The sequence below is a fragment of the Mucilaginibacter sp. P4_E8 genome, from assembly GCF_056401495.1.
Genome location: NZ_JBFUJG010000021.1, coordinates 33,178 through 58,365, shown reverse-complemented (window position 1 = coordinate 58,365; position 25,188 = coordinate 33,178). Strand labels below are relative to the sequence as shown.

General features: G+C 40.0%; 22 protein-coding genes and 1 tRNA gene. 14 read left to right on the top strand and 9 right to left on the bottom strand.

What is annotated here, in order from left to right; all coding sequences use genetic code 11:
• Positions 1-79: 79 nt before the first annotated feature.
• The gene (locus tag AC1DRQ_RS11455) at positions 80-886 is read right to left on the bottom strand and encodes an ankyrin repeat domain-containing protein (protein WP_477424458.1); all 807 of its coding nucleotides are present in this window, start codon (positions 884-886) and stop codon (positions 80-82) included.
• A 1,003-nt stretch (positions 887-1,889) separates the two neighbouring features.
• Between AC1DRQ_RS11455 and AC1DRQ_RS11450 the strand changes: the two genes are divergently transcribed.
• Genes AC1DRQ_RS11450 through AC1DRQ_RS11435 form a run of 4 tightly spaced genes read left to right on the top strand, consistent with a single transcriptional unit; the run spans position 1,890 to position 6,631 of the window.
• Entirely contained in the window at positions 1,890-5,219 is a 3,330-nt protein-coding gene (locus AC1DRQ_RS11450; protein ID WP_477424457.1) for a DUF4175 family protein, read from the top strand.
• 1 nt (position 5,220) lies between these two features.
• Positions 5,221-5,643, top strand: a complete 423-nt coding sequence (locus AC1DRQ_RS11445) for an ATP-binding protein (protein ID WP_477424456.1) — start codon at positions 5,221-5,223, stop codon at positions 5,641-5,643.
• Positions 5,643-6,068: an rRNA maturation RNase YbeY gene (gene ybeY, locus AC1DRQ_RS11440; protein ID WP_477424454.1), complete on the top strand. Its 426-nt coding sequence runs from the start codon at positions 5,643-5,645 to the stop codon at positions 6,066-6,068. Before AC1DRQ_RS11445 ends, ybeY begins: the two co-directional genes overlap by 1 nt.
• 47 nt (positions 6,069-6,115) lie before the next feature.
• Positions 6,116-6,631: a glutathione peroxidase gene (locus AC1DRQ_RS11435; RefSeq protein WP_429400570.1), complete on the top strand. Its 516-nt coding sequence runs from the start codon at positions 6,116-6,118 to the stop codon at positions 6,629-6,631.
• 415 nt (positions 6,632-7,046) lie between these two features.
• Here the strand turns inward: AC1DRQ_RS11435 and AC1DRQ_RS11430 are convergent, their stop codons facing one another.
• The 4 genes from AC1DRQ_RS11430 to AC1DRQ_RS11415 form a co-directional block, all read right to left on the bottom strand.
• Positions 7,047-7,895: an MlaD family protein gene (locus tag AC1DRQ_RS11430; protein WP_477424452.1), complete on the bottom strand. Its 849-nt coding sequence runs from the start codon at positions 7,893-7,895 to the stop codon at positions 7,047-7,049.
• The gene (locus tag AC1DRQ_RS11425) at positions 7,892-8,683 is read right to left on the bottom strand and encodes an ABC transporter ATP-binding protein (RefSeq protein WP_477424450.1); all 792 of its coding nucleotides are present in this window, start codon (positions 8,681-8,683) and stop codon (positions 7,892-7,894) included. The genes AC1DRQ_RS11430 and AC1DRQ_RS11425 overlap by 4 nt, the downstream gene beginning before the upstream one ends.
• 1 nt (position 8,684) lies before the next feature.
• On the bottom strand, positions 8,685-9,461 hold the full coding sequence (locus AC1DRQ_RS11420; protein WP_429400567.1) for an MlaE family ABC transporter permease: 777 nt from the start codon (positions 9,459-9,461) through the stop codon (positions 8,685-8,687).
• A gap of 92 nt (positions 9,462-9,553) precedes the next feature.
• Entirely contained in the window at positions 9,554-10,264 is a 711-nt protein-coding gene (locus tag AC1DRQ_RS11415; RefSeq protein ID WP_429400566.1) for a pirin family protein, read from the bottom strand.
• Between the two features lie 84 nt (positions 10,265-10,348).
• On the opposite strand from AC1DRQ_RS11415, the gene AC1DRQ_RS11410 reads away from it, so the two are divergent.
• From AC1DRQ_RS11410 to AC1DRQ_RS11390, 5 genes are all read left to right on the top strand, one after another.
• Positions 10,349-11,005 carry an oxidoreductase gene (locus AC1DRQ_RS11410; protein WP_477424448.1) on the top strand — a complete coding sequence of 219 codons (657 nt, stop codon included), beginning with the start codon at positions 10,349-10,351 and terminating at the stop codon, positions 11,003-11,005.
• Positions 11,002-12,867 (top strand): ABC-F family ATP-binding cassette domain-containing protein, encoded by a 1,866-nt coding sequence (locus AC1DRQ_RS11405; RefSeq protein ID WP_477424447.1) that lies wholly within the window; start codon positions 11,002-11,004, stop codon positions 12,865-12,867. Before AC1DRQ_RS11410 ends, AC1DRQ_RS11405 begins: the two co-directional genes overlap by 4 nt.
• A gap of 1 nt (position 12,868) precedes the next feature.
• Positions 12,869-13,114, top strand: a complete 246-nt coding sequence (locus AC1DRQ_RS11400) for a CBU_0592 family membrane protein (RefSeq protein ID WP_429400563.1) — start codon at positions 12,869-12,871, stop codon at positions 13,112-13,114.
• Between the two features lie 232 nt (positions 13,115-13,346).
• On the top strand, positions 13,347-15,209 hold the full coding sequence (gene mnmG, locus AC1DRQ_RS11395) for a tRNA uridine-5-carboxymethylaminomethyl(34) synthesis enzyme MnmG (protein ID WP_477424444.1): 1,863 nt from the start codon (positions 13,347-13,349) through the stop codon (positions 15,207-15,209).
• A 115-nt stretch (positions 15,210-15,324) separates the two neighbouring features.
• A complete protein-coding gene (locus AC1DRQ_RS11390; RefSeq protein WP_477424442.1) occupies positions 15,325-16,977 on the top strand; it encodes an Ig-like domain-containing domain in 1,653 nt (550 codons plus the stop codon).
• On the opposite strand, the gene AC1DRQ_RS11385 is transcribed toward AC1DRQ_RS11390, so the two are convergent.
• Entirely contained in the window at positions 16,967-17,479 is a 513-nt protein-coding gene (locus tag AC1DRQ_RS11385; protein ID WP_477424441.1) for a gamma carbonic anhydrase family protein, read from the bottom strand. The two genes, AC1DRQ_RS11390 and AC1DRQ_RS11385, sit on opposite strands and share 11 nt — an antisense overlap.
• 67 nt (positions 17,480-17,546) lie before the next feature.
• Here AC1DRQ_RS11385 and AC1DRQ_RS11380 point away from each other — a divergent pair.
• Positions 17,547-17,619 (top strand) — tRNA-Gly (locus AC1DRQ_RS11380).
• A gap of 146 nt (positions 17,620-17,765) precedes the next feature.
• Here AC1DRQ_RS11380 and nadB read toward each other — a convergent pair.
• Positions 17,766-19,358: an L-aspartate oxidase gene (gene nadB, locus AC1DRQ_RS11375; protein ID WP_477424440.1), complete on the bottom strand. Its 1,593-nt coding sequence runs from the start codon at positions 19,356-19,358 to the stop codon at positions 17,766-17,768.
• A 407-nt stretch (positions 19,359-19,765) separates the two neighbouring features.
• On the opposite strand from nadB, the gene nadA reads away from it, so the two are divergent.
• The 4 genes from nadA (at position 19,766) to AC1DRQ_RS11355 (ending at position 23,074) form a co-directional block, all read left to right on the top strand.
• Positions 19,766-20,758, top strand: a complete 993-nt coding sequence (nadA, locus tag AC1DRQ_RS11370; RefSeq protein ID WP_477424438.1) for a quinolinate synthase NadA — start codon at positions 19,766-19,768, stop codon at positions 20,756-20,758.
• A 336-nt stretch (positions 20,759-21,094) separates the two neighbouring features.
• Positions 21,095-22,135 (top strand): thiamine-phosphate kinase, encoded by a 1,041-nt coding sequence (gene thiL / locus AC1DRQ_RS11365; RefSeq protein ID WP_477424437.1) that lies wholly within the window; start codon positions 21,095-21,097, stop codon positions 22,133-22,135.
• A 6-nt stretch (positions 22,136-22,141) separates the two neighbouring features.
• A complete protein-coding gene (locus AC1DRQ_RS11360; RefSeq protein WP_477424435.1) occupies positions 22,142-22,573 on the top strand; it encodes a hypothetical protein in 432 nt (143 codons plus the stop codon).
• Between the two features lie 204 nt (positions 22,574-22,777).
• On the top strand, positions 22,778-23,074 hold the full coding sequence (locus tag AC1DRQ_RS11355; RefSeq protein ID WP_429400555.1) for a GIY-YIG nuclease family protein: 297 nt from the start codon (positions 22,778-22,780) through the stop codon (positions 23,072-23,074).
• A gap of 69 nt (positions 23,075-23,143) precedes the next feature.
• Here the strand turns inward: AC1DRQ_RS11355 and AC1DRQ_RS11350 are convergent, their stop codons facing one another.
• Together AC1DRQ_RS11350 and AC1DRQ_RS11345 are read right to left on the bottom strand one after the other, a co-directional pair.
• On the bottom strand, positions 23,144-24,514 hold the full coding sequence (locus AC1DRQ_RS11350) for a DNA recombination protein RmuC (protein ID WP_477424434.1): 1,371 nt from the start codon (positions 24,512-24,514) through the stop codon (positions 23,144-23,146).
• Between the two features lie 250 nt (positions 24,515-24,764).
• Positions 24,765-25,151: a hypothetical protein gene (locus tag AC1DRQ_RS11345; protein WP_477424433.1), complete on the bottom strand. Its 387-nt coding sequence runs from the start codon at positions 25,149-25,151 to the stop codon at positions 24,765-24,767.
• Positions 25,152-25,188 lie beyond the last annotated feature (37 nt).

Genomic DNA, 25,188 nt, shown 5'->3' with positions numbered 1-25,188 from the left:
GATTAAGTGATTGAATGAATTATGGTGTCTATTCACGATTGTATCAATTAAGTGCAAGGAGGAACGGAATAAATGTCTTTCATTTTGAATGAGAACGCTGTAAAAACGCAACTATTTTTTGCTGGCTCTTATACCTTTCGGACCCTTTTTCAAAATCCCAGTCAGCCATTAAGTCGGTTATATATTCCTTATGCCCATCATAATCTATTGATAATGGTTGTTTATAAATAGCGCCATGATTAAGAAGATACAATACAATATCCGGATACTTATGGATAAGCGCATTATAAAGAGCATCGTATCTGTTTTGTCTCCTATGGTTGACGTTGGCACCGGCCTTTGCCAATATCTGTACATAAGACAAAGACCCTTGTAGACAGGCTATAGACAGAGGAGTGTTTCCGTCGATACCTTCAGCCCGGGCTCCCCCATGTGACTCTATATTCGGATCACCTCCGGCTTTTAATAATAATTCCAAATATCTATTGTCCCGCCCTATCTGAAGTATCCCATCCCCGATAAATGCAGCCTGCATTAAAGGCGACAATCCTTCATAGCTATCCTGCAAATTAGGGTCTGCACCTAAGTGAACTAACTCTTCAACCGATCTGTATTTTTTGGTTTGGACTGCCATTTGTAACAATCCTATTCCAAATCGTGGTTCCTGGAAATTCAGTAATGATTTATTCCTGCCAACCTCCTGCCTAATTTTTACTACATCCTGGTCTTCAACAGCTTTAGCCAACTCCCACGCAGGCAAGTCCTGATAAAGCCGATAATCATAGCCAAGCAGCTTACTTTTGTCAACGGTTTTATCCCGGTCGGTACAACTCGCAATCATAAATACCAGCAGAAAAATAGATATAAAGACTTTTCTAAAACACATAGTTACTTTTTAAAGGCATCAGTACCTAACTTCCCGTGGCTCAATATATAGAAAATGGGAAAAGATCACATCTGAAAGTTTAACTTAAAGCAGGTCCTTTGACATTGCCTAACCTTCTCACAAACCGCAGTTTTTAATGTAATGGGGTAGTTTGAACCCAATAAAGCTACTTAAGTTATTTTTTTGATACACAAATTAATATACTATTTATATCACACTATGATAATAATAACAGGAGCATCTAATTATTGGATATCTCTTTTAATATACTTTTCATACAAATAATCAGCATATCCAATGCTTATATAATCTGGAAATTTCCAATTTGGATAATAGCGCTTTTTAATATGCTTCAACATGCTGAAAAACAGTAATGCCATTATCAAAAATAACTCCCAGTGAGCGTAAGATAGCCCAAACACAATAATAAAACTCATGTCGGTGTTAATTTGTACCTGATACGAAGTTGAGTTGTAAATAGTTATAAATTAAATTTCTTTATCGCCCCTCTTTTGTCGAAAAGGCTTCACGCTCCCATCCTTAATTGCTCAGGATTCATCCCTCCTGCCCCTATTTGGCAGAAACCGAACCGCAAGCAGACAAATTAAACAGCTACATATTAACGCAGCTAATATTGCTAATACATTCATTAACATATTTATATATAAAATTATTTAATGCACTCTTTCATAAAAGCCTCCTTACTCTCGCAGTTCGGAGGCTTAACCTAAACCTTATCACACAACCTGGGCTAATGCCCCGATTTGCCGGGCTAACATACTTTATCATTACTTAAAAACATAAAGGTGTCGATGAATGGCATGTATTTATCGATAGAAAGTGATTGTTATGATCTCATTTAAATAAATTTATCGCTCAAATTGTGCCCTTTAAGTATTGTTCATGTTGGTTATTATACTCTCCATTATTAACTTAATCACCGTATTGTATAAATTGCCCCGTTTTATCGTTTAAATTCTATTGAGTATTTTAGCACTGAAATATGAATTCTTCTGAAAATTATGACGTATTAATCGGGAAGATCAACATCTTCATCAGGAAATACTATTTCAATAATTTTCTGCGCGGACTTATATTTTTAGGTGCCGGCCTGTTTACAGCCTACGTAGCGATTACCCTGAGCGAATATTTTGGCAATTTCAATATCGTTTTTCGCACCATCCTGTTTTATTTTTTCATCCTGCTTAATATTGGCCTGGTATGCTGGCTTATTTTACCATCATTACTGGCCTGGTTTAAGCTGGGCCACTCGTTAACCCATGACGAAGCCGCCGAAATTATAGGCAAACATTTTCATGATGTTAATGATAAGCTGCTCAATACCCTGCAGCTTAAAAAGCTGGCCGCCCAGGACGAAAAACACCGCGCCCTTATTGAAGCCAGTATTGATCAAAAGATAGAGGCGCTTAAACCTGTTAGTTTTCCATCGGCCATCAATATCCGCGAAAACACTAAATATTTAAAATGGGTGTTGGCCCCGGTAGCCGTAATCGTAATACTTGCTTTTGCCGCGCCGTCTATATTAACCGAAAGCACCAAAAGGCTCATCAGGCATAATGAATATTTTGTGCCGATAGCTCCGTTTAAGTTTAATATCCTCAATAAAAGCCTCTCGGTTGTACAGGGCGATGACCTGCAGCTTAACCTGAAACTGGATGGTGACAGATTGCCCGCCGACGTTTATATTGAAACCGCCAATAATACATTTAAGCTCGATAAAGAAAACATCAGCCGTTTTCACTATCTGTTTACTAACCTGCAGCAAAATACCCGGTTCAGGCTGTTGGGCAATGGCTTTGCTTCGGCTCAGTTTGAAATTAAAGTTAACCAGAAGCCTGCTCTGCTGCATTTTGATGTGGAGCTTACCTATCCGGCCTACCTCCATAAAAAATCCGAAAAACTTGTTAATGCCGGCGACCTTATTATACCAACAGGTACCCTGGTGAACTGGCAATTACACACGCAATACGCATCGGGGCTGCAATTTTATATGAATGGTGTGGCGCAGCCGGCCAAACCACACGGCACCGATCTGTTTGAGCATAGCGAAAAGATTTACAAAAACACGGTTTACAAGCTCAGTCCAATAAACCCGCTGGTGAATCATAGCGATTCGGCAGCTTACCACATAAACGTAATTGCCGATGAACCCCCTGCTATTATGGTACAGGAAAAATCCGATTCGATAAGTATGAAGGCCCTGTATTTCAATGGCAAAATTCAGGACGATCACGGATTTTCGTCACTAAATTTCCATTACAGCGTACAGTCTCCCGGCAATAAGGGGGAGCAAAAAACGTTCATAAAACGTATTGATGCTGTCATGAACCAAACGCAGTCGGATTTCTTTTATTTCTGGAATTTGAAAGAGCTGGGTATTGATCCAGGCGCCAGGATAACTTATTTTTTTGAAGTTGCTGATAACGACGGAGTAAACGGACCCAAAAAAGCCCGCAGTCCTGAGCGCACCCTCAACGTACCCGATACGAAGGCTACAAATGAGCAGTTAAATGCCGGCACACAGGCCATAAAGCAAAAAATGCAATCGGCAATTAAACTGGCTGGCCAGGTAGAGCACGATTCGCAAAAGCTAAACCAACTCCTGCTAAATAAAAACACACTTTCCTTTGATGAAAAAAAACAAGTAGAGGACCTGCTTCAAAAACGCCGCGACCTGGAAGATCTGGTAAAGGAAATAAAGGACGATAACAAAAAAAACCTGTATAACCGCCAGGAAAACCAACAGCAAAACGAGGAATTGTTAGCCAAGCAAAAGCAAATTGAGGACCTTTTTAACAACGTACTTGATCAAAAAACAAAAGAACTGCTACAAAACCTGCAAAAACTTTTAGATCAGCAACAAAAAGACTCCACCCGCGATGAGTTATCAAAAATGCAAATGGATAACAAATCGTTAAAAAAAGAGCTGGACCGTATGCTGGAGCTGTATAAAAAGCTGGAGTTTGACCAAAAGCTAAATCAAAGCGTCGATCAGCTTAACAAGCTGGCCGATAAGGAACAAAAACTTTCAGACAAAACCCAGCAGCAGGGCGCCGATCAAAAAGCATTACAACAAGAGCAGGAAAACCTGAAAAAGGATTTTCAGGATATTAAAAAGGGACTGGAAGACCTGCAAAAAACAAACGAGCAGGCCGAGCATAAATCGGATTTTGAAAACCCCGAAAAGGAAACCCAAAGCATTGATCAGCAAATGGATCAAAGCGCGGGCGAACTGCAAAAAAACAATAAAAGCGGCGCATCAAAATCTCAAAAACAGGCAGCCAAACAAATGCAGCAGCTGGCTGGCAAATTGCAGCAAAATAATGAAGAGGGCGAAAGCAAGGAAAATGCCATTGATGCCCAGCAGCTGCGCGAGCTGTTAAAAAGCCTGGTAAATAGTTCATTTAGCCAGGAAAAGGTGATGCAAACCTTAAAAAGCACCAACCCAACAGATCCTTCTTATATCACGCTGTCACAAAACCAAAAGGATATTAAAGATAATTTAAAAACCGCCGAGGATAGTCTTTATGCCATCAGCAGGCGCATACCACAAATACAATCAACCGTAAACAAAGAAATCAGCAGCATCAACTCGCACATTGACCAGGCTCTTGAAAACCTGGGCGACCGCCGTACAGCCGAAGCAAACCGCCACCAGCAATACGCCATGACATCCATGAACAACCTTGCTCTGATGCTGAGCGAAGCCTTGGAGCAATTGCAAAAAATGATGAATAAAGGCAAGGCAGGCAAGGGTAAACAGCAATCGGTATCGCAGCTGGCTAAAATGCAGCAACAGCTCAATCAAAATATGCAGAAGGCGCGCGATCAAATGCAACAGCAAGGAAATCAGGGTAAAAGCCAGCAGGGAAACCAGGGAAACATGAGCGAGCAGCTGGCAAAAATGGCCCGTCAGCAGCAAATGATAAGACAAGCGCTTGAGCAAATAAACCGCGATGAAAACAAGGATGGAAAAGGTGGGTTAGGGAATTTGGATAAAATTTCGAAAGAAATGGAACAAACTGAGCATGATCTCGTAAACAGGAAGATAACGGATGAAGCGCTAAAGAGGCAACAACAAATTCAAAGCCGGTTATTGGAGGCTGAAAAAGCAGAACAGGAACGCGAGCAGGATCAGCAAAGAGAAAGCCATACCGGCAAAGACATACCTCCGGGATATATAAAGGCGTTGCAGGGATACCAGCAGCAAAGAAATAAACAAACAGAGCAGATAAAAACAGTATCTCCGGCACTTAATTTGTATTACAAACAAAAAATTAAATCTTACTTTGATCAACTTAATGCTAAATAAAATGGAGCAGGCCAATGTTCATACCAGCGAGTTATTTACGTTACAACTACCGTCAAAAACGGAAAGTATAGCGCGACTTGAATTGCTGATTGAAGAAATTGCGGATAAATATCACGTTGCCGAAGATACTTTCGCTAATATGATGACCTGTTTGAACGAGGCCGTTATAAATGCTATTATACATGGCAATAAACACGATGAAACAAAAAAGGTGATCATTAATGCCGAGGTTGAGCTCAAACGCATCATATGGACCATTACCGATGAAGGTACCGGCTTTGATTATGCCAATCTGGCCGACCCTACCGCACCCGAAAATCTGGAGAATTTAACCGGGCGGGGAGTTTTTATTATAAAACACCTGGCCGATCAATGTATTTTTAATACATCAGGCAATACTATCGAACTACACTTTAAAATATAATGCCGGCTATCCAGTTTTTTGAAGAAGACATCAGCTATAAGTTAAAAAACAAGGCCCTTGTGCGACAATGGATTAAAGATACCATTACCGCCGAGGGTTTTAAATTAAAAGAGCTTACTTACGTTTTTTGCTCTGATGCATACCTCCTGCCACTTAATCAGCAATACCTTGATCATGATACCCTTACCGACATCATTACTTTTGATAATTCGGAGGTTGAGGGCGAGATCCTGGGGGATATATTTATATCAATTGAACGCGTTCGCGAAAATGCCGTAAAATTTAATATCACCGAAACTGATGAATTGCATCGCGTAATTATCCACGGCGCTCTACACCTTTTAGGCTATACAGATAAAAGTGTTGTTACAAAGAAGAAAATGACACAAAAAGAAGATGAGTATTTGGCTAAAAGAGTTTTTTAATGGTTAATTTTACTTAAGAAATTTGTTTCACAATCAATTATAAAAAAATGAAATTACTTACGTTAATATTAGCATTCCTTTTTATTTCCGCACCATCATCGGTGTATGAATTTAAGCTGAAAAGCATTGATGGTAAAGACTTTTCCCTGGCCAAATACAAGGGTAAAAAAGTACTTATTGTTAATACAGCCTCTAAATGCGGCTTTACCAAACAATACGCTGATCTCGAAAAGCTATCTGAGCAGTATAAAGGTAAATTAGTAGTTGTAGGTTTCCCGGCTAACAACTTTGGCGGTCAGGAACCAGGTACCAACCAGGACATTAAAACTTTTTGTAAAGAAAACTTTTCTGTAACCTTTCCAATGAGCGGCAAGGTTAGCGTAAAAGGACTTGACATTGATCCGCTATTCCAATACTTAACTACAGCTGAAAACCCTGATTTTACCGGCGAAATTAAATGGAACTTTGAAAAATTCCTGATTGATGAAAATGGTAAATTAATACATCGTTTCAGGTCACAAACTACCCCGCTATCAGAGGATATCACCAAATACCTTAACTAAGGGGTATTCGTTATAAAACAAAAAAAGCCTCCCGATAATATCGGGAGGCTTTTTTTGTTCATTCCATTTCGCAAACCATGCACGTTTTTTAGTTCTAATATATCGTTTTTGTGTATAGTATTCTATATAGTTGTATTTAGTTGATCCAGGACGTGTTTTTACCGTCATTAGTATGGTGGGCCCCTCTCTGCGCCCGATGCTTCAACAAGCTACCCATGATGTGTTTGTTTTTAGTTCCCCTCTTGAGAGGGGGGCGTAGGAATCGAGGGTGTGTTTATACGTGCGATGAAAAGGACACACACCTCCACACCTCTCAAGAGGGGAATCGCACAGCCCTTCGCTTCTCCCGTCATTTAACCTTTAGATACTGCTGGTTTTGATAACTCAGTATGACAGGCCCTTCTCAATGATATAATTAATTACCCCCCTTATCCTTCGCAGCCTTTTCCTTGTCTTTCTGTGCTTGTTCCTGTACCTTTTTAATAGAATCCTGTTTGGCTTTGGCAGCCTTTTCCTTCCCTTTCTGTACTTGCTCCTGTACCTTTTTAATGGAATCCTGTTTGGCTTTGGCAGCTTTTTTCTTTTTGTTAAAGAAACCTCTTAGCAAAAAGTTATGCTGCGCGGCTGTAAGGTCCTCATTTAGGGTATTGGTAGTCCGGTGAACATTTTTCATGGTGGTTTGGGCTTGTCTTACAGTACCCTCCAGGTCTTTCACCATCTTATCATCATTCAATAAACGTCCAATGGTTCCTTTTCCGCCATTTATCTTACCTACAATCTGCGACAAATCAGTGGTTAATATTTCAGCGTTATCGGCAACGCGGGTAAGTTTGGTTATTATCTTATCTACATCAACCGGGTTAATGGATCCAAGCCGGCCTCCGGGCTGTACCTCGTCATGGCTTTTTATACCGCCGGGGGCAATTACTACCAGCTTATCGCCCATCAACCCATCGCTGCCTATGCTGAGTTTTGCGTCGGTTTTGATGAATTTCCTTACATTATTGTTCAGCGTCAGGTCAACCCTTACCGAACTGTCTGTCACGATGTTAATGGACTGTACTACACCTACGTTAATACCGGCAAAGCGCACGTTATTGCCTACCTGTAAACCGCTTACATTATTAAACGTGCCGTACAGGTTAAAAGTGGAGTTAAACAACCCTTTTTTATTGCCTATAAAAAATATACCCAGCACCAATACTGCTAAGCCCGCAAAGGTAAACAGGCCAATTTTTATTTTTTGTGATGATGTGGTTTTCATATCGTTTCGCTAAAAAATGATTTTACAATTTTGTTATCCGATTTTTGCAGCTCTTTATAGGAACCTTCGGCTATAAATTCTCCATCATCTATTATTACAATGCGATCGGCCGTTATCCGGGCACATTCCATATCGTGGGTTATGATGACAGATGATGTTTTGTATTTTTTTTGCATGTGGAGTATCAGTTCGCTGATTTCCCTGGATGTGATAGGGTCAAGACCGGTAGTTGGCTCATCATAAAGCATAATCTCGGGCTTTACGATGAGGGTGCGGGCAAGCCCCACCCTTTTACGCATCCCGCCAGATAGATCTGAAGGTAATTTATCTATGGAATCAAGCAGGCCAACGCCATCCAGAACCTCTTCCACGCGTTTATCTATATCCTGCTGATCTTTAAGCATCAGCACCCTGGTTAATGGAAATTCCAAATTCTCCCGTACGGTCATGGAATCATACAAAGCCCCGCTCTGAAACAAAAAGCCGATTTTCATCCGCAATTGTTTCAACTCGTCATCATTCATTTCGGCTACATTTTCACCTAAAACGGTCAATACGCCACCATCTGGCTTAAGCATCCCTACTATACACTGTATAGTTACTGATTTACCAGAGCCTGATTTACCCATAACCACCATATTCTCCCCCCTTTTCAGGTCGAAGGTGATACTCTTCAGCACATCTTTATCAATAAAACCCTTCTTTACACCTTTGGCATGTATAACCACCTCATCCTTTTTAGTTGAAGCCGGATTTTTAGTATCGATATTTTCGTCTGTTGTCTTCATCTTATTTATAAAATAACAAACTGGTGATCTGAACAGCTATGGCATCAATAACAAATATCCACAGGGATGCGGTTACCACAGCCGAATTGGCGGCTATCCCTACGCTTTCAGTTCCTTTATTGGAGTGATATCCTTTATAGCAGCCCACAAAACCTATCGCAAAGCCAAAGAACACGGTTTTAACCACAGCCGGTAAAAAGTCTGAATAATCAAGGGAGGCAATACATTTATTAAAATAAAGAGGAAGGCTGATGTTATCTGTAATATTTAGGGCCAGGAAGCCACCAAACAGCCCTATAACGTCGCCAATAATGGCCAAAAGGGGTACCATGATACTGGTTGCCAAAATACGCGTAACAACAAGATATTGCAGCGGGTTGGCTCCTGATACCTCCATGGCATCTATCTGCTCGGTAACCTTCATACTGCCCAGTTCGGCCCCTATGCCCGAGGATATTTTGCCGGCGCATATAATGGCAGTAATAACAGGCCCTATTTCGCGGATAAAGGATACAGCAAGTGTTTTGGGCAGCATACTGGCGGCGCCAAGATCTACCAGGGATGGCCTGAGCTGTACAATTAAAACCAGTCCCATGATAAAGGAGGTTATACCCACCAGCATCATGGAACGATAGCCAATCTCATAACATTGCCGCACAAATTCCGACCATTCAAAACCGCCGGCAAATATATTTCTGAAAAACCTGGTAAAGAAAATGCATTGTTCCCCAATGCCTTCCATCCACCTCCTCCATCCGGTAATTGCTTGTTCTGCCATAAGTTACACAACTAATTGTCAGGTAAAACTTTGTTTTACCTGTTTATTTTGCAGTTCAAGAAAAATTAACCTTTAGGTTTCGGTTTGCAGGTTTATGACATTGGTATATCAATGATCAGGAAACGGGAAAGTACTTCGGGTTCAATTATAAATGAACTTGTATCATAAACACCCATAGCATCTCTTTTGTTTAAAACCGTACTGTTTATTTTAACAGAGCCTTCAATAACAAATACATAAGCACCATTTCCAGAGGTCTTTATATCGTAGTTTACCTGCTGTCCAGCTTCAAAATCGCCCATGCTAAAGGTGGCATCCTGATTAAGCCATAAAGTATCATTGCTTTTTACAGGCGATATCAAAGTAGTAAGCTGGTTCAGCTTTAAAACGTCTTTAAAGCTCTTTTGATCATACCGTGGCTGTATGTTCCTTTCTTTAGGGAAAAGCCATATCTGCAGGGTTTTAGCGTCTTTAGTAGCCGATGCATTATACTCTGAGTGGTAAACACCTGTACCGGCCGACATAACCTGCACCTCGCCGGCATTGATCACCCCGGTATTCCCCATACTGTCTTTATGTTCCAAACCACCTTCAAGCGGTATGGTAATGATCTCCATATTATCATGCGGGTGAGTACCAAAACCCTTGCCTCCTGCTATAGTATCATCGTTTAATACCCTTAATACACCAAAATTTACCTTATTAGGGTCATAATACGATGCAAAGCTGAATGAAAAGTTTGCTTTTAACCAGCCGATATCATTTTTTCCACGTTCGTTTTCGGGATAAAATATTGATTTCATGATGTTCTCCTATTTATATGTTTAAACATACAATTTTTATTCCACAATTTATTTATGCGTACTTTTGCAAAAAAGAAGCGCACAATGGCAAATAAAGCTATTATTGCAGGTTCAAGCGGACTAATTGGCAGTAAATTACTGGATATTTTACTCCAACAGCCTTTTTATGATGAAGTTTTAATTCTGGTTAGAAAAGAATTATCAACACAGCATCCTAAATTGACTCAGTTGGTGGTGGATTTTACCCGGCTGGAGGCGTATGCAGACCAGTTAACTGGTCATGCTATTTTTTGTTGCCTGGGGACAACCAAAAGTAAAACGCCCGATTTGGCTGTTTACCGTCAAATTGACCATGATTATCCCCTGCAACTGGGGCAATTAGCGCATAAAAACGGTATTAAACAGTACCATCTGGTTTCTTCGATAGGCGCTAACGCTGCTTCGTCTGCTTTTTATCTTAAAACGAAGGGTGAAACAGAGGCCGATCTGCAGCAGGTTGGCTTTCCGGCAATGCATACCTACCGTCCGTCGTTTTTGACAGGCGACAGGCAGGAAAAACGAATAACCGAAAAATTAATAATCGTACTATTTAAAATAATAGATCCTTTGTTATTTGGAGGGTTAAAAAAATACAAAAGCATACCGGCGGCAACGGTGGCTACTGCCATGTACAAACAATCAATAAAAAATGATACGGGCTTATTTATATATGAGTCTGATAAAATAAAACAACTATCGTGAGCACTTACATTTCTGCCGAGAATCTTGGCCATCAATTTCATGACAACTGGCTTTTTAAAAACATTACCATCGGCATCAACCGTGGCCGCAGGGTTGCATTGGTTGGCGTTAATGGAGCGGGTAAATCTACMTTATTAAAATTATTAGCCGGCCACCTAAAACCTACTGAAGGCAAGGTGGTTCAAAGTCGCGACCTCAACATGGGTTACCTGGAACAGGACCCTCACTTTAAAAATGCCGTAACCATCAGCGATTATATTTTTCATGCCGATGATGTACAGCAGCAACTGATACGCAAGTATGAGGAACTTTTAGAGAACGAGCCCGACAATGCCAAAGCCATTGAAAAAGTGATGGAGGAGATGAGCGATGTAGATGCATGGGAATACGAGTATAAGATCAAAACCATCTTAGGCCGGTTAGACATCCACCACCTGAACCAAAAGATCAATACCCTATCGGGTGGGCAAAAGAAACGTTTGGCCCTGGCTAAGCTGCTTATTGAAGACCCTGATATTTATATTTTAGATGAGCCTACCAACCACCTGGACATTGATACCATTGAGTGGCTGGAAAAATTACTGACCGACGGCAACAAGACCATACTGATGGTTACGCACGACAGGTATTTCCTGGATAACGTTTGTAATGAGATATTGGAGATTGACCGCGGTAAGATAGTACCCTATAATGGTAGCTATGGTTATTACCTGGAGAAGAAAGCCGAGCGTGATGCAGCCGACGAGGCGTCGTTTCAAAAAAACAGCAACCTGCTGCGCAAAGAGCTGGAATGGATGCGCCGTCAGCCACAAGCCCGGGGCACCAAGTCAAAAGCACGCATTGACGCATTTTATGACCTGGAAGAAAAGACCAAAAGCGGTGGTATTCGTGAAAAAGTAGAACTGAGCGTAAAAACTGCGCGCCAGGGAAACAAGATCATGGAGATGAACCACCTTTATAAGGGGTTCAATGATCGCACATTCATCAATAATTTTAGCTATGTATTTAAAAAAGGCGACCGCATTGGCTTAGCCGGTAAAAACGGAAGTGGTAAATCAACCCTGCTTAACCTGATCACCGGAGGCCTACAGCCAGATAAAGGCGTTATTGATAAAGGTGAAACTACCGTGATTGGCTATTTTCACCAGTCGGGTATTACTTTTAAGGAAGATGAGCGTGTAATTGATATTGTAAAAAACGTAGCGGAGTTTATCACTATGGCCGATGGCAAACTGATCTCGGCCTCTGCCCTGCTTACACTGTTCTTATTTCCACCTGCTAAACAATATGGTTTTATATCTAAATTGAGCGGTGGCGAAAAGAAACGGTTGCAATTAATGAGCATCCTGATGAAGAATCCTAACTTCCTGATACTGGATGAGCCCACCAATGACCTTGATATTGATACCCTGAATGTATTGGAAGAGTTTTTAACCAATTATGGCGGTGTATTGATGATGGTATCGCACGATAGGTATTTACTGGACAAGTTAACCGATCAACTTTTTATTATGGAAGACGGCGGCAATGTGAGGATCTATAACGGAAACTACTCATCGTATCGCCTGGAGCTTGAAGAAGCCAAACAGCAAAACAAAAAGGGTACTCCTATTGTGCAAACCGCTGCTCCTGCTCCTAAAAAAAGCAAACTTAGCTTTAAAGAAGCTAAAGAGCTGGAAACAACCGAAGCTGAGATCATAGAGATAGAAAATCAGATAAAAGCCAAAACAGATCAGTTAAACGCGGTAGGAATTGAGCCTGCAAAGCTGAATGAAATAATAAACCAGATAGATGATCTGAACAAAAAGCTGGATGCTAAAAGCGCACGTTGGATGGAGTTAACTGAGCTAAAAGAATCCTAATATGAAGGCATCAGATATCATTGCTTCTGTAGGTGTAATTATTCTTTTGATAGCTTTTTTGCTAAATTTATTTAACAAATTATCTGCTGAAAGTAAGGCCTACAAGCTTATGAATTTTATTGGTGCAGCTACTTGCTGCTACTCTTCCTACCTGATTAGTTTCTACCCTTTTGTGGTATTAGAAGCTATATGGGGGATTGTAGCTTTTATATCATTATTCAGGGTTCCACGTGGAACATCAGTATAGATTGAATAATTTTGTGCGTTCTATAGGGCGTATTTTAAGAAAGAACATTCATGTTCCACGTGGAACATGAATATAAATCGAATAAAGATTCTACACTTGAAATGGCTTGATTTAAGCTAAAACCGCTATGTTCCACGTGGAACATAGGTACAATTAGAATAGTATTTATGCGTTTAACTAAGCGCATTTAATAGAAAGATAATAGCGTTCCACGTGGAACATGGAGGTGAAAATGTTTAGGAAATATAATGTAATAGTTGTAGGTGCAGGACATGCCGGCTGTGAAGCTGCTGCTGCCGCTGCCAACCTGGGTTCGTCTGTTTTGCTGATCACCATGAATATGGGGGTTATTGCACAGATGAGTTGTAACCCTGCTATGGGCGGTGTTGCCAAAGGACAAATAGTGCGCGAGATAGACGCATTGGGAGGATACTCAGGTATTATTACCGACAAAACTTCGCTGCAATTTAGGATGCTTAATCGCTCAAAAGGACCTGCTATGTGGAGCCCAAGGGCGCAAAGCGACCGTATGCGTTTTGCAGAAGAATGGCGTTTGGCACTGGAAAGAACCCCTAATGTAGACTTCTGGCAGGACACCGTTACATCCTTATTAGTAAAGAATAATACTATTGCAGGTGTACGTACATCTATAGGTGTAGAGATAGAAGCAGACGCTGTAGTACTTACCAATGGCACGTTTTTAAATGGTGTGATACATATAGGTGAAAAGAAATTTGGTGGTGGCCGATCTGGTGAAAAAGCAGCAACCGGACTAACCGAACAGCTAATCACTTTAGGTTTTGACTCTGGCAGAATGAAGACCGGAACCCCTCCCCGCGTGGATGGTCGCAGCCTAAATTACAGCCTCATGGAAGAGCAATGGGGTGATGAAGAACGTGGCAGATTTTCTTTTACAGATGTAGAATTAATGAAAGAGCAACGCTGCTGCTGGATCACTTATACCAATACCGATGTACATGAAACCCTAAAAGAAGGCTTTGAAAAATCGCCCATGTTTACCGGGCGTATCAAAGGATTAGGCCCGCGTTATTGCCCATCCATCGAGGACAAAATAAACCGTTTTGCCGAGCGCGAACGTCACCAAATATTTGTGGAACCGGAAGGATTGAATACTGTAGAGATCTATGTAAATGGTTTCTCAACCTCCCTGCCCGAGGATGTACAATACAAAGCACTTACCAAAATACCTGGTTTTGAAACGGCCAAAATGTTCCGCCCGGGTTATGCTATAGAGTATGATTACTTCCCACCTACCCAGCTTGGTTTAACTTTAGAAACAAAATTGATCAGCAACTTATACTTCGCCGGACAGATCAATGGTACTACCGGTTATGAGGAAGCAGCATCACAAGGCTTTATTGCAGGGATAAACGCGCATCAAAAAATCAATGATAAACATGAACTGATCCTGAAAAGATCAGAGTCGTACATTGGTGTGTTGATTGATGACCTGGTAACAAAAGGTACCGAAGAACCGTACCGCATGTTCACTTCCAGAGCCGAACACCGCCTGTTATTACGCCAGGACAATGCTGATATCAGACTAAGCCCAATGGGTCATGAGCTTGGTTTGATCAATGACGAACGGTTAGAAAAAGTAAAACAAAAGGTTAAAAACTCGGATGATATTGTTGCTTACACTAAAAGCAAATCTATCGATCCATCAAATGTTAATGCCTTACTTGATGAACTCGGCACAAGTCCCCTATCACAAAATGCTAAACTCTTTAATTTATTAAGCCGCCCGCAGATTGGTTTTAACGATCTGAAAAAAGCGGATGAACCATTGGCCGAATTATTATCAGCCTATGATAAAGAAACTATTGAGCAGGCTGAAATAAAAATCAAATATGAGAGTTACTTTATAAAAGAATTGGAAATTGTTGACCGGATGAAGAAAATGGAAGACCGTGAAATAAACCCGGAATTCGATTATCATACACTGGTATCACTTTCAAAAGAAGCACGCGAAAAATTGATGAAGATAAAACCACGCACTTTAGGTCAGGCATCCCGCATTTCGGGAGTTTCGCCGTCTGATATTTCAGTTTTAATGGTACACGTCTCCAGATGATATATAACTTATTGATAATAAATACGTTACAAAATATCGTTTTAAATCAATTATTTTGAATTTTTAATATTACGGTTCATAAAAATATAAAAATCGATTATATCGCCTAAAAACCATGTTAAATAAAAAACAGGTCAATTATTACAATTTTTTACTCTATTTAATTCCGATTTTAGTGCTTTTTGGCTGCGCAGCTCAACAACCACCCCAGGGAGGCCCCCGCGACCTTACCCCTCCCAAATTGGTGAAGGCGGTACCGGCCAACAAGACCCGAAATTTCGCCGCTAAAGAAATTGACCTGCAATTTGACGAGTTTATAAAACTGACCAACCAGTACCAGGAGATAAGCATGAGCCCGGCGATGGAAAAAGCACCAGAATACAATTCGAACAAAAGGGATCTTAAAATAAAATTTAAAGACACCCTTCAAAAAAATACTACCTACGTTATAAACTTTGGCAAGTCTATACAAGACGTGAACGAAAGTAATGTGCTCAAAAATTTCACCTACGTTTTTTCGACGGGCCCACACATCGATTCATTAAGTATAACCGGCAGTGTTACCAATACCCTAACGCAGGAAAAAGAAAAAGATGTAACCGTTATGCTTTTTCCGATAAAACAGGATACTCTTTTTGGTAAAAAGAAACCAAGCGTTTATGCCACTACAGATTCGTCCGGAAATTTTAGTCTGAACAATTTACATGAGAACGACTACCGCATATATGCATTGAAAGAAGCATCACCCAATAAAATATTTGATAATGACCAGGAGCTTATTGCTTTTCTGAAGAACCCCATCCACCTTAAATCAGATACCACAAATATTCAGCTTAATTTATTTAAACAGCTTCCTGAAAAATTCAGGTTTTCTGAAAAAAGATTTGACACGGATGGTAAGATGCTTTTTGTTTTTAACAAAGCCCTGAATAATCCTTCCATGAAGATTATTTACCCCGCAGACCTTAACAAGCAAAAACAGGTGGAGTTTAGTAAAACAAAAGATACAGCGTCTGTTTATTTACACAACATGAATTTTGACTCGGTAAGGGTTGTTGTTTTTGATAATAATAAGCCGGTTGATACAACTTCTCTTTTAAAAGCAAAAAAAGAAAGTTTTCAGCGTACGCTTAACTTTCAATACAATATAAATGGAAACAACTTACTTAAACCCGGTAATGATTTGATATTAACAGCGAGCTTACCCATCGAAAATTTTGATAATTCACGTGTAACTTTAAATGAAGACTCTATAGCTGTAGCCGTTAGTGATTATACCTTACAGAAAGATACGGGCAATTTTAAAAAGTTTGCACTAAAATACAGATGGCGGCAAGGCAGTAAGTATGAGCTCATTTTAAATGAAAGTGCGTTTACTTCCATATATGGTGATAAAAATAAAAGATTACCATCAAAAAGATTTCAGGTTGACAAAACTGAAAATTATAGCAGTCTTACTGTAAAAGTTACTGTCCCTCCTGATACTTCAAAGGCTTATGTTGTTGAACTGTTGAACGAACAAAAAGTTGTACTACAAAGTAATCCTATAAGAAGTAGTACGTCTGTAGTTTATAATGGTTATTTAACGGGTAAATATTTAATAAGGGTTATATACGACGAAAACCGGAATGGCCGGTGGGATAGCGGTAACGTACGCCAAAAACGACAACCCGAAAATATATGGGTAAGTGATAAAGTAATAGCTTTAAGGCCAAACTGGGAGGCCGAAGAAGCTATAACGGTACCCAAGGAGCCTATTACTCCTTAAACCAGCCCGAGTACATGATATAGTTATTTGGCAGCTGTTTAAGCATAGCTCTCTGCTCTTCGGTTAATGGTTTTATTTTTTTTGCTGGAATACCTGCATACAGATAGCCCGATTCGCAAATGGTATTCTCCAATACCACTGCTCCGGCGGCTATGATAACAAACTCATTTACTACAGCATGATCCATCACAATAGAACCCATGCCTATTAGTGTATGATCATGCAGCGTACAGCCGTGTACCAGGGCATTATGGCCAATAGATACATTGCTGCCTATATTGGTTGCTGCTTTTAAATAAGTGGCATGTATCACAGCTCCATCCTGTATATTGGTATTATCCCCTATCTTTATATAATGCACATCCCCACGGATCACCGCGTTAAACCATACTGAACAATTTTTTCCCATGACTACATCGCCTACTATGGTAGCATTGGGTGCAATAAAACAATCGTCACCCCAAATAGGGCTTTTATCTTTAACAGGCAGTATAACAGGCATATATTTAATTATTGAGTTATTGAATGATTGGATTATTGAATTTTTAATTATGTTTGGATACAAATAAGCGGAAATAGCTCAGCTGGTAGAGCATCAGTTTCCCAAACTGAAGGCCGCGGGTTCGAATCCCGTTTTCCGCTCATTTTATCTTTCCACACGCGTCATTGCGAGGTACGAAGCAATCTCTACATAGGCAAGTCGACTATAAAATATTTAACTTTTTAATTTGCTCTGTATAGTATAGAGATTGCTTCATGCCTCGCAATGACGCATGTATTTTTTCATTTTAAAATACCGTATCCTCTACCTTTTCTGCATGTACCGGATAATCCGTAGTATAATGTAATCCCCTGCTTTCCTTACGTAACATAGCCGATTTTACTACAATAAAAGATACTTGTATTAAATTACGCAGTTCGCAAAGCTTTACGGATAGCTTTGTTTTTTTATAAAAAGATTCTGTTTCCTCATATAACAAACCTAACCTTCGCATGGCCCTTTCCAGCCTGAAATCTGAACGTACAATACCCACGTAGTCATTCATCAGTTTCTGCATTTCGCGTACGTTGTGGGTCACCAGGATATCCTCATTTGACAGTTGTACGCCCTTCTCATCCCAATCCGGAATATTTTCAGGGATCACAAAATTTTCAAACTTGCTGATAGCATCTTCATATATACGGTGCGCAAAAACCAATGCTTCTAATAATGAATTGGAAGCCAGCCTGTTAGCTCCGTGTAAACCTGTTGAAGAACATTCGCCGCAGGCATATAACCTTAATATAGATGATTGACCTACATGATCAACCATAACACCGCCACACATATAATGACAAGCAGGAGCAACAGGTATCATGTCCTTAGTCATATCAATACCTATCTCCAGGCATTTAGCGTATATATTAGGAAAGTGATTTAAAATATCTTTTTTACTCCGGTGCCTGATGTCAAGGTAAACAAAATCCTCGCCCGATTTTTTTATCTCGGCATCAATAGCCCGGGCAGTAATATCACGGGGGGCTAATGATTTACGGGGATCATATTCCTGCATAAATTCTTCACCCGTGGTACGTTTTAATATTCCACCAAAACCGCGCACAGCTTCAGATATCAAAAAAGAAGGATACTCACCCGGATTATATAGCGCGGTTGGATGGAACTGTATAAATTCCATATTTCTTACCTTACCTTTTGCCCGGTAAACCATAGCAATACCATCACCCGTAGCAATAGTAGGATTAGTAGTAATGGAATATATATGCCCTGCACCACCCGAAGCCATTACCGTAACTTTTGATAGTATTTTCTCCACCACATTACTTTCTGTGTTGAAAGCATAAATACCATAACAGGTAATATCCGTACTTGATTTACCCACCAGCTGGCCCAAATGATGTTGTGTGATCAGATCAACCGCAAAATAATGTGTTAATATCTCAATGTTCGGGTTTTTATGAATCTCTTCTAACAATGAACGTTCAATTTCTAAACCGGTTACATCTTTATAATGCAACACCCTGAATTCGGAATGTCCACCCTCTTTGGCAAGGTCATAAAAACCTTCATTGGTCTTGTCAAAATTGGTTCCGTAATCAATAATCTCATTAATCCGTTCCGGACCTTCTTTAACAACGGCTTCTACAACTTCACGGTCACAAAGACCATCCCCCGATATTAATGTGTCTTCGATATGTTTTTCAAAAGAATCTTCTTTTTTATCCACAACCACCGCTACACCACCCTGGGCGTACTTAGTGTTTGATTCGTCTTCGTTTGATTTTGTAACTATCAGAACCTTACCATGCTTTGCAGCTTTAAGTGCAAAACTCAGGCCGGCTATGCCCGATCCCACCACCAGAAAATCAACAGTTTTGGTCATATTATATGTGTATATTGTGTAAAAGTACTACTTGTGTTAATAACAGGTATAAAAGGTGTTAATTTTATGTAAACAAATAGCTAACAAATAGTGAAAGCGTTGATAACTCCTATTTTTCCTGCTAATATGAATAATTTTTAAGCGACTTTTGAGGTGATAAAGTCATATAGCTAACATTTTACCAACCCGAAAACTATTAACATAAAACTTTCTTAAAATAAATTTGATTGTCATACGAATCACAAAATCAATAGAATATACTATCAAAACATGTTGATAACTGTTGATAAAAAGTGAAAACTAATTTATCCCAGAAAAATTATACCGATTTTTGCACATAACTAACACACCAATAAACAATAGTTTTATTTATATAAAAAATAGTTGTTATTAATTGAATTGTTGAAATGGATACCTTCGAAGAAATAAATGTGAAAGGATTTGTGGACGAATACATCGACCCCACACTGGATCTTTTTGATGAAATTGAAAAACTTAAAAAGGAAAAAAATGCAGTTATTTTGGCCCATTACTACCAGGAACCCGATATTCAGGATATTGCAGATTATATTGGCGACAGCCTTGGGCTATCGCAACAAGCCGCTAAAACTGACGCCGATATTATCGTTTTCGCCGGGGTACACTTCATGGCCGAAACTGCCAAGATACTATCACCCAACAAAAAAGTTTTATTACCCGACTTAAAGGCAGGTTGCTCATTAGCAGATAGTTGTCCGCCTCATTTGTTTAAAAAATTTAAGGAAAACTATCCCGATCACCTGGTGATCACCTATGTAAACTGTACGGCCGAACTGAAAGCTTTAAGCGATATTGTTTGTACATCAAGTAACGCCATAGCCATTGTTGAGAGCTTGCCAAAAGATCAAAAGATCATATTTGGACCAGATAAAAACCTGGGTGCTTATGTGGCTAAAAAAACAGGACGCGACTTGGTATTATGGAACGGAGCCTGTATGGTTCATGAAATTTTCTCAAGGGAAAAGATCACCAAACTGAAGGAAAGACATCCCGGAGCTAAGCTACTGGCCCACCCTGAATGCGAGGAAGTGATACTGCAAATGGCCGATTATATTGGCTCAACAACGGGGATCCTGAAGTATGCAGGCAGCCATCCGGATAAGGAATTTATTGTAGCTACTGAGGCTGGTATACTGTACCAGATGCAAAAGGAAAACCCTGACAAAGTGTTTATCCCGGCGCCGCCAAATAATAATTGTGCCTGTAATGATTGCCCGCACATGAAACGCAACACACTGGAAAAATTATATCTGTGTTTAAAAAATGGATCGCCAGAAATAACAGTGCCACAGCATATTATTGAACGTGCTGTAAAACCAATTGAACGTATGCTGGAGATATCAGCAAGGTTGGGATTGTAAAAAAATAATAAACGGATAAAGTCATGCCGAACTTGTTTCGGCATCTCACAGAAAAGGCTGCCAACATGTTTTAAACCTTGCTTATGGGATGCCGAAACAAGTTCGGCATGACTCGCTATATATAGTAGATCCTAAAATCTCAAAAAATTTTTCCGCCAAAGGCGGATATGATGCATTTTGCGGTGGCGCTATAAATATTTTGAAACAAGCTCAGTAAAGGGCCAAAATTCTTAAAAATTTCCCGCCTTCGGCGGTAGGCATCAAGCGTTTTTTTGCGACGGCCCGAAATTGACTTTAGGTTTCGTATTTTTGCGAATTAATTTTTTATAAAGGAAAATGTTTGAAAATCAGGATAGGACAAATTTAGAGGACTTAGGCGAATTTGGCTTAATAAACCATCTGACAAAAAATATAAAGCTAACACAGGAAAGTACCGTAAAAGGTGTTGGCGATGATGCAGCTGTACTTGATTTTACCGGTAAAAAAGTTTTAGTAAGTACCGATATGCTGCTGGAAGGCATCCATTTCGACCTGGCCTATACCCCTTTAAAACATTTGGGCTATAAAGCTATACAGGTAAACCTGAGCGATATTTATGCCATGAACGGTACCGCGTCGCAGGTTACTGTTTCTATAGGTATGTCGAGTAAGTTCCCTTTGGAAGCTATTGAAGAACTATACGAAGGCATTTATATTGCCTGCGAAAAATATAATGTAGACCTGGTTGGTGGTGATACTACTTCATCAAAACAAGGCCTGGTGATCAGTGTAACTTCTATCGGTTATGCCGATGAAGCCGATGTAGTATACCGTAATGGCGCCGGCGAAGGTGACCTGCTCTGTGTATCCGGCGATTTGGGTGGTGCTTATGTTGGTTTGCAATTGCTCGAGCGCGAAAAGTTGATCTACCTGGAAAATCCACAGATACAGCCCGATCTGGAGGGTAAAGATTATATAGTTGAGCGTCAACTAAAGCCCGAATCGCGCCGTGATATTGTGGAACTGCTAAAAAGCATTGATGTAAAACCTACTGCTATGATCGATGTATCAGACGGTTTGGCATCCGAGATATTGCATATTTGTAAGCAAAGTGATAAAGGCTGTAATTTATACGAAGAAAAAATTCCGCTTGATCCGATGACCTATGAAACGGCCCGCGAATTTAACCTTGACCCTACCGTTTGCGCACTGAGTGGTGGCGAGGATTATGAACTCCTTTTTACCGTTAAGCAAGCCGACTACGACAAGATCAAGTTTAAAATGGATATCACCATTATAGGTCATATAACAGAGCCCTCAGCAGGCTGTAACCTCATCACAAAGACAGGTAACTCTCACCCCTTAAAGGCACAGGGCTGGAATGCTTTTAAAAAATGAACAGTAATGCTCAACATTCTTTTTAAAAAGCTAAACTCAAATCAGGATAACAATAACGATAAGCCTAAACAGGTAGTTAACGGGGTTATTTTACTATACATAGCCTTTATTTTATCCATGACCACCGATTGGCTCGATGGTATTGGTGTTGTCCCTTTTTTAGTTACTTTTTTATTTATCAGCTTTTTTATATCCTCAACTAATCAGGGAAAAAAATGGGCAAGGATAGTAATGCTTGTCCTGATATTATTCAATTTACTTTTATTCACAGCCAATATTATTCGGCTGATAAATAACAGTGAAAAGGAAAAACTTACCAGCCTGGTCATGGTATTATATGCTGCCGAAATAGTTGTGGAGATAATTGCCATGATATTCCTTTTTTCCAAACCGGCTAATGCCTGGTTTAGTGTAAAGAGGGCGGAGATAATGGAATAATACCAACGCGCTTTTGTCATGCCGAATTTATTTCGGCATCCCACATGCTAAGTTGAGAACCCGTTCTGTGGAATCCTGAAACAAGTTCAGGATGACCTTTATTTATTTAGGACACGAATCCCATCTGTCATGCCGAATTTATTTCGGCATCCCACATGCAAAGTATTCAACATTATTTATATTGGCTAAATAACTTTAACCAATATGCTTTATAAGCAAGGCCATGTTTATATCATGTCAAACACTTACCGTACAACCTTCTACATTGGTGTAACCAGCGATTTGCGTACAAGGGTTTGGCAGCATATAAATGGAGAAGGGTCGGCATTTGTTAAAAAATATAAGCTCCATGATATTGTATACTACGAATATTTTGAAAGGATAACTGATGCGATAGATCGCGAAAAGCAATTGAAAAGATGGCATCAGGATTGGAAAATTAACTTAATTAAGTCCGTAAACGCTGAAATGAAAGATTTAAAAAGCGAGTTGGAATTATGATTTTATATAGCCTGTCCTGTGGGATGCCGAAATAAATTCGGCATGACGTAAATATTGATAATTTAGTCCTCACTCATCCCCAATAAACTTCTGATCAATTTGCTTATCAGCTTTAGCACCTAACTTCTTAATTTTTTCGGCAGTTGTAGTTAAATTTCCACGACCATCAGATAATTTATTGATTGCGCTGTTATAGGCATTTTGGGTATAAGTTATATTCTTACCGATGCTGTCCATATCGCCCAGGAAACCCACAAACTTATCATACATATCGCCGCTGAGGCGGGCAATTTCCAATACATTACGGTTTTGGCGTTCCTGTTTCCACATGCTGGCAATGGTGCGCAGTGTGGCCAGCAACGTGGAGGGACTTACAATTACCACTTTTTTGTCCCAGGCATAATTAAACAATTCGCCATCCAGCTGAACAGCAATACTGAATGATGATTCAATCGGCACAAAAAGCAACACAAAATCGGGCGAATTGATTTTGTACAGATCATGATATTTTTTGGATGACAGGCCGCCAATATGATTACGGATAGATTCGATATGAGCCTTGGCAAAAAGCTTGCGGTCTTCTTCCGTATCGGCATTTACCAGGCGTTCATAAGCAATAAGTGATACTTTAGAGTCGATCACCAGGTGTTTTTCATCGGGCAGGTCAATGATCACGTCAGGTTGGTAACGGGCACCATCGGTAGTTTGCATGGCGGCTTGTATGCGGTACTCCTGATCGCGCACCAGTCCTGAGCGTTCCAGCACCCGCTCCAGGATCACCTCACCCCAGTTGCCTTGTTTTTTATTGTCACCTTTTAAGGCTTTGGTTAAATTCTGCGCCTCGTCACTGATCTGTTTATTAAGGTCCATCAGCTGGGTTATTACACCTTTCAGGGTGTTGCGCTCGGCAGCTTCCATGTTGTAAACCTTCTCCACCTTATCCTCAAATGCCTTTAGGTCTTCTTTCAGCGGATTAAGGATCATGTCGAGGTTATTACGGTTTATATCAATAAATTCCTTTGATTTTTCTTTAAGCAGCTTTTCGGCCACGTTTTCAAACTCCCGCTGAAATTGCACCCGGATCTGCTCTATCTCTATCTTTTGCTCCTGCACTTTTTCCTGCTGCGATTTATAGTAAGCCCGCGAACCTTCCAACGACTGATTAGCCTGGGCCAGCTGGGTACGCTCGTATAATAATTCATCAAGCAGACGCGTTTTTTCGTCCTTTAAAAGCTGAATGATGTTTTCCTTTTCGTTTGCAATAATATCAGCTTTTTCCTCGGCCTTAGCCAGGGATATTTTAAGTAGGTCATGCTCGATACGAAGCTTTTTCAACTCTTCTGCCGATATCAGCTCAATCGCCTTTGGTTTTTTTAAAAATAAAAAAACGGATACGATCAGGATCGCCAGTGATACAATCAATAAAATATCATTATTCATTTTGATAAAAATATTAGCAAAAATATGATAATATTTTTAGTATTTCAAAGGGTTGCCGTATATACTTTTGTCTGAACCGTGATTCGTAGGATTATAAGATTCTCTCGAGTTAAAGCGTTTTGTCACGCTACTCTGTTACATCACAAGAGGATTAAAATAATCAACATGTTATTGCGAGCGCAGCAATCTCATTATGCTATTCCATCTCGCAAGGTTAAAATTTCAAATGGGCATATTACGGTATCAATAGTTACTGGGAAACAAAATACCAGGGGGTATTTAATAATCCCTTTTTTAGATAAACGGCTATAGCCGAACCTTCAGCATGCTTATTATAAGTGCTTTCTGAAACGGTTATATTCTCCACGTTTGTTTGCGATCCCCAGGTGCTTATTGTAAGATGATAATGAGTAGCGCCTTTATTATGCGTGATATTTCTATTTAATATGGTTGCCTGAAATTGTTGTTCTGCCGAATTATCAAAGGTGCAATTAAGTGTCCTGCTGCTGCCAGCAGCGAAGATCAATCCGGCCAGAATCAATACAAAGAGCGCAACTTTAGCGGGCTGCGTGGTAGTGGCGACCTTACCCCGTGCAGCAAAGTTTAAAAAAACACAATATACTAAACCAATAGTCAAACAAGGTAGTAAGAGCGGAGAAAAACGAATGACGTGG

What these genes read in the sequence shown, in the direction of transcription:
- nadA (WP_477424438.1), top strand. Translation starts at nt 19,766, where the DNA reads ATGGATACCTTCGAAGAAATAAATGTGAAAGGATTTGTGGACGAATAC.
- AC1DRQ_RS11355 (WP_429400555.1), top strand. Translation starts at nt 22,778, where the DNA reads ATGCTTTATAAGCAAGGCCATGTTTATATCATGTCAAACACTTACCGT.
- AC1DRQ_RS11400 (WP_429400563.1), top strand. Translation starts at nt 12,869, where the DNA reads ATGAAGGCATCAGATATCATTGCTTCTGTAGGTGTAATTATTCTTTTG.
- thiL (WP_477424437.1), top strand. Translation starts at nt 21,095, where the DNA reads ATGTTTGAAAATCAGGATAGGACAAATTTAGAGGACTTAGGCGAATTT.
- AC1DRQ_RS11425 (WP_477424450.1), bottom strand. Translation starts at nt 8,683, where the DNA reads ATGAAGACAACAGACGAAAATATCGATACTAAAAATCCGGCTTCAACT.
- AC1DRQ_RS11415 (WP_429400566.1), bottom strand. Translation starts at nt 10,264, where the DNA reads ATGAAATCAATATTTTATCCCGAAAACGAACGTGGAAAAAATGATATC.
- AC1DRQ_RS11445 (WP_477424456.1), top strand. Translation starts at nt 5,221, where the DNA reads ATGGAGCAGGCCAATGTTCATACCAGCGAGTTATTTACGTTACAACTA.
- AC1DRQ_RS11435 (WP_429400570.1), top strand. Translation starts at nt 6,116, where the DNA reads ATGAAATTACTTACGTTAATATTAGCATTCCTTTTTATTTCCGCACCA.
- mnmG (WP_477424444.1), top strand. Translation starts at nt 13,347, where the DNA reads ATGTTTAGGAAATATAATGTAATAGTTGTAGGTGCAGGACATGCCGGC.
- AC1DRQ_RS11390 (WP_477424442.1), top strand. Translation starts at nt 15,325, where the DNA reads ATGTTAAATAAAAAACAGGTCAATTATTACAATTTTTTACTCTATTTA.
- AC1DRQ_RS11350 (WP_477424434.1), bottom strand. Translation starts at nt 24,514, where the DNA reads ATGAATAATGATATTTTATTGATTGTATCACTGGCGATCCTGATCGTA.
- AC1DRQ_RS11360 (WP_477424435.1), top strand. Translation starts at nt 22,142, where the DNA reads ATGCTCAACATTCTTTTTAAAAAGCTAAACTCAAATCAGGATAACAAT.
- AC1DRQ_RS11420 (WP_429400567.1), bottom strand. Translation starts at nt 9,461, where the DNA reads ATGGCAGAACAAGCAATTACCGGATGGAGGAGGTGGATGGAAGGCATT.
- AC1DRQ_RS11455 (WP_477424458.1), bottom strand. Translation starts at nt 886, where the DNA reads ATGTGTTTTAGAAAAGTCTTTATATCTATTTTTCTGCTGGTATTTATG.
- AC1DRQ_RS11385 (WP_477424441.1), bottom strand. Translation starts at nt 17,479, where the DNA reads ATGCCTGTTATACTGCCTGTTAAAGATAAAAGCCCTATTTGGGGTGAC.
- AC1DRQ_RS11410 (WP_477424448.1), top strand. Translation starts at nt 10,349, where the DNA reads ATGGCAAATAAAGCTATTATTGCAGGTTCAAGCGGACTAATTGGCAGT.
- AC1DRQ_RS11430 (WP_477424452.1), bottom strand. Translation starts at nt 7,895, where the DNA reads ATGAAAACCACATCATCACAAAAAATAAAAATTGGCCTGTTTACCTTT.
- AC1DRQ_RS11450 (WP_477424457.1), top strand. Translation starts at nt 1,890, where the DNA reads ATGAATTCTTCTGAAAATTATGACGTATTAATCGGGAAGATCAACATC.
- nadB (WP_477424440.1), bottom strand. Translation starts at nt 19,358, where the DNA reads ATGACCAAAACTGTTGATTTTCTGGTGGTGGGATCGGGCATAGCCGGC.
- ybeY (WP_477424454.1), top strand. Translation starts at nt 5,643, where the DNA reads ATGCCGGCTATCCAGTTTTTTGAAGAAGACATCAGCTATAAGTTAAAA.